Annotated in this window: 1 pseudogene; it reads left to right on the top strand. The window is 67.8% G+C overall.

From position 1 onward, the window contains the following. A pseudogene (locus tag AC1DWT_RS51835) lies at positions 1-463 on the top strand (hypothetical protein); the annotation flags it as partial. Between the last annotated feature and the right edge of the window lie 55 nt (positions 464-518).

Here is a 518-nt window from a genome sequence, read left to right on the forward strand (position 1 = left end):
GCCGCACCCACCCCGCGACGAGCGCCGCTTCGACACCGACACGGGGAAGGCGAATTTCGTCGTCAACGACCTGTCCTGGGTGCCGGTGCCGGAAGGCAGGCTGATCCTGCAGACCATGCGCTCGCACGATCAGTACAACACCACCATCTACGGTCTCGACGACCGCTACCGCGGGGTCAAGGGCGGACGGCGGGTGCTGTTCATCAACACGCAGGACCTGGAGTCGTTCGGGTACGCGGCGGGGGATCGGGTGGACCTGGTCTCCGAATGGACGACCCCGGACGGCAGCGTGGAGGAGCGGCGGGCGGAGGATTTCCGGTTGGTGCCCTACCCGACCCCGGTCGGGAATGTGGCCGCCTATTATCCGGAGACGAATCCGCTGATCCCGCTCGATCACGTCGCGAAAAAGTCGAACACGCCGGTGTCGAAGGCGGTCACGATCCGCCTCGAAGGGCGGGGCTGACCGGTGGGGCGGGTGACGACCCGGACCCCGGTCACCCGGATCACCGACACCCGGC

Source organism: Rhodococcus sp. P4_B6 (genome assembly GCF_056402215.1).